This is a genomic window from Phenylobacterium sp., from assembly GCF_046590535.1.
GTDB lineage: Bacteria > Pseudomonadota > Alphaproteobacteria > Caulobacterales > Caulobacteraceae > Phenylobacterium.
Genome location: NZ_JBKJTG010000115.1, coordinates 1 through 3,275 on the forward strand (window position 1 = coordinate 1; position 3,275 = coordinate 3,275).

Genomic DNA, 3,275 nt, shown 5'->3' on the forward strand with positions numbered 1-3,275 from the left:
GCCCCGAAACCCATGGCCAGCGCGGCGTAGAGCAGGTTCACGCACACCGCTGCGGCGGAGAGCTGTTGCTCCCACTGCGGGATCGCGGCGGGCCTTGGCGAGGAGATCACCGCCACGCACAGCGGGGGCAGGCGCAGCTTGGCGAGCTTGGCGGCGTCCTGGCTGTCCTGGCGCGCCTTCGCCAGGGCCTCCAGCCGATCGGCGAAAGCCGCCTTGTCCGCGCCCTCCAGCACGATGAACCGCCACGGCGCGAGCTTGCCGTGGTCGGGAACCCGGGCGGCCAGGCGCAGCAGGTCGGCGAGTTGGTCGGCGCTGGGTCCGGGGGCGGCCAGGGTGACGGCGGAGGTCGAGCGGCGCAGGCTGAGGAAGCGCAGCACCTCCGGCGACGGCTGGATGTCGATCGGCGCGCCGAAGTCCGGGGCGGGCGGCAGGGCGGTCACGGGCGCCTCGTTTAACAAATCCGATAGGGTGGCTCTTTATGGATGCGCGGGCGCATTCGGCAAGGCGAGGTCGTCGGGCGGATCGGCGACATCCTGACCGTAGCAATGCTGCTGCGGGCCTACCATATGGCTCGGGAAGGGTCTTTGCCGGTCGCGCTCAGCCGCGCCATGCTAGGATAGGGAGAGCCTGATGGGTCGGGAGGAACCGATGAGCCAACGCCTGGAAGTGGTTGATCCCGGCACGCCGCCGCCCGTATGGGCGGCGCTGCGCAACGAAGCCTTTGGCGCGGCCAAGAGCGAGGCGGCCCTGGCCAGCCTGCTGGCCGCGGTGATTTTGAACCACAAGAACCTGGGGGACGCGCTGTCCTACCAGCTCGCCCGCAAGCTGGGCGACCAGGAGCTGCGGGCCATGAGCCTGCGCGACATCTGCGAGGAGGCCTATGAGAGCCAGCCGGGCCTGGTGGAGATCGCCGAGGCCGACCTGAAGGCGGTGTTCGAGCGCGACCCGGCCTGCAAGAGCTACCTGCAGCCGTTCCTGTTCTTCAAGGGCTTCCTGGCGCTGCAGACCCACCGGGTGGCCCACTGGCTGTGGAACGAGGGCCGCGAGACGCTGGCGTTCTATTTGCAGAGCCGTACGAGCGAGTTGTTCCAAGTGGATATCCATCCCGCCACGAAGATCGGCCGCGGCGTGTTCGTGGACCACGGCACCGGCATCGTCATCGGCGAGACGGCGGTGATCGGCGACGACGTCTCCATGCTGCAGGGCGTGACCCTGGGCGGCACCGGCGCGGAGCGCGGCGACCGCCACCCGAAGATCGGCAAGGGCGTCCTGCTGGGCGCCGGGGCCAAGGTGCTGGGCAACATCACCATCGGCGACTACGCGAAGATCGCCTCGGGCTCGGTGGTGCTGAAATCCGTGCCGGCCGGCTGCACCGCGGCCGGCGTACCCGCCAGGCTGGTCAACTGCCCGACCTGCGAGGAGCCGGCGCGCAGCATGGACCACACCTTGGCCGACGAGGTGTACGACTACGTGATCTGAGGTTTCACTGGAGCGCGCGAGCCGCTAGGTTCCGGCGCTACGAAATCTGAAGGAGCGTTGGCGTGGACGAGAAAGCTATCCGCAAGATCGAGGGCCATCTGCGCGGCACCTTCGCCAACGCCCGCATCACCCTGACGCCCCGGCCCCGGCAGAAGGATAGCGCCGAGGTCTATGTTGGCGAGGAATTCATCGGCGTGGTGTTCCAGGACGAGGACGAGGACGGCTCCTACATGTTCGAGATGGCGATCCTGGCGGAAGACCTGCCCTAGGACTCCCCTCAGCGGATCTGCGTCACTTTCAGGGCGCCGGCGGGCAGGACCGGGATCGGCGGCTGCACCTGCGGCGGGCCGAGCCAGGCGGCCCACTGGTCGCGCGGCAGGATGACGATCTGACGGTCGTGATAGGGCGCCACGTCCGCGCCCGGGGCCATGGTCAGCAGGGTGAAGCGGTCCTCGCGCACCAGGCCGGCGACCCCCAGCAACTCGCCCTGCGCCGCCTCGAACAGCCATTTCGACTTGGGCGCGCGCTCGCCGGTGAACTCGTAGAATCCGTCCGCCGGGATCAGGCAGCGGCCGACGCCGAAGCGGCGACCCTCGGAGCGGAAGTTGATCACCGGCCCGCCCTTGTCCCGCGGGAAGCCCCAGCGGAGCTGGCGCAGTTCAGCGCCACTTTCGCGGCCAAGGATGACGACGGCGGGATCGGTGGGGCGGATCGAGTCCCTGGGCTCCAGGTTGGGGGCGCCGCCCGCCCAATGCAGCGGCAGGCGTAGCTGGCTGAACTCATCGACCAGGCGGTCGAGGGCCAGCTTGAAGCGAAACTCGTTGCACATGCTGACGGCGCCCCCGCAAGATGTATGAATAATACAGATCAGGCGGCGCCGCGGATGATCCGGCGGGCCTGGTAGGGCGGGATGATGGCGGTGATGTGGGCGGCCCAGCGCAGGCGGGCGTCCGAGCGGGTGGCGCCCACCGCGCTCTCCAGGTCGTAGCGGCCGGGGGCAGAGCCGCGCAGCAGGCGCTTGACCAGCACCTCGTCGCCGTCGGTCTCCACCACCACCACATGGCCCAGCATGTCCGGCGTCGGCGGGGTGCGCTGGTCCTCGAAATAGATCAGCGCGCCGTCGTCGGCCACGTCGCGCATGGAGTGGCCCACCACCCGCAGCGCCACCGCCTGCTCGGTGCCCCCGGGCGGTATCGGCGCGAGATCGCCGGGCTCCTGCCCCGTGGCGAACAGCACCACGCCGTCGGGATTGGCCCCCACGTTGCCGATCACCCGCACGAACCCGGCCTCGGCGATGGGCCGCATGGGGCCGGTGGCGTCATAGAGCCACTCGGGGCGCACGCCGAAGGCGGCGGCATACTCCTTGGCGCGGCGGTAGGAGAACGGCGCGTTGCCGTTCTCGTTGGAGGCGTAGGTGTTGCGGCTCCAGCCGTGCGCGTCGGCGGCCGCGGAGGCGGTCTCATAGCCCTTGTCGATGCGGGCCCAGCGCAATCGCTGGAAGCGTTCGTCCACGTTGGTCACCTGTGGCTTTTCGACGCTGTAGATAACCTACGGAATCTTGTTGCGCAACGACTGTAGTTTACATACAGTTCGCGCATGACCAGATCAGATCCAACCCCGCGGCGCCCGGCGCAAACCGCGCGGCAGGTGCGCCACCTGGCCATCCTGTTGCAGCAGGGCGGCTTCCGGAGCCTTCCCTCGGGGCGGCGGCGATGAGCGGGCCGGCGGAAGACGCCGCCTCGGTGGTGGCCGGCGCGCAGGAATCCCGGCCGCTCCCCCGGCGCCCGGCGGCTCAG

The 3,275-nt window shown here is 69.6% G+C and carries 5 protein-coding genes; 2 read left to right on the top strand and 3 right to left on the bottom strand.

Annotated elements, in window-relative coordinates:
- The coding region (locus tag ACLL81_RS06830) for a nitroreductase family protein (protein ID WP_411287596.1) at positions 1-440 on the bottom strand (440 nt) is incomplete at its 3' end.
- 208 nt (positions 441-648) lie between these two features.
- On the opposite strand from ACLL81_RS06830, the gene cysE reads away from it, so the two are divergent.
- Together cysE and ACLL81_RS06840 are read left to right on the top strand one after the other, a co-directional pair.
- Entirely contained in the window at positions 649-1,479 is an 831-nt protein-coding gene (cysE, locus tag ACLL81_RS06835; protein ID WP_411287597.1) for a serine O-acetyltransferase, read from the top strand.
- 62 nt (positions 1,480-1,541) lie between these two features.
- Positions 1,542-1,748 (top strand): DUF3126 family protein, encoded by a 207-nt coding sequence (locus tag ACLL81_RS06840; RefSeq protein ID WP_411287598.1) that lies wholly within the window; start codon positions 1,542-1,544, stop codon positions 1,746-1,748.
- Between the two features lie 8 nt (positions 1,749-1,756).
- On the opposite strand, the gene ACLL81_RS06845 is transcribed toward ACLL81_RS06840, so the two are convergent.
- Both ACLL81_RS06845 and ACLL81_RS06850 read right to left on the bottom strand, forming a co-directional pair.
- Positions 1,757-2,308 (bottom strand): SOS response-associated peptidase, encoded by a 552-nt coding sequence (locus tag ACLL81_RS06845; RefSeq protein ID WP_411287599.1) that lies wholly within the window; start codon positions 2,306-2,308, stop codon positions 1,757-1,759.
- Positions 2,309-2,346: 38 nt separating this feature from the next.
- Positions 2,347-3,000 (bottom strand): S24 family peptidase, encoded by a 654-nt coding sequence (locus ACLL81_RS06850; RefSeq protein ID WP_411287600.1) that lies wholly within the window; start codon positions 2,998-3,000, stop codon positions 2,347-2,349.
- Positions 3,001-3,275 lie beyond the last annotated feature (275 nt).

Excerpts from the sequence above, each read along its gene's own strand:
- cysE (WP_411287597.1), top strand. The coding sequence starts at position 649 with ATGAGCCAACGCCTGGAAGTGGTTGATCCCGGCACGCCGCCGCCCGTA.
- ACLL81_RS06845 (WP_411287599.1), bottom strand. The coding sequence starts at position 2,308 with ATGTGCAACGAGTTTCGCTTCAAGCTGGCCCTCGACCGCCTGGTCGAT.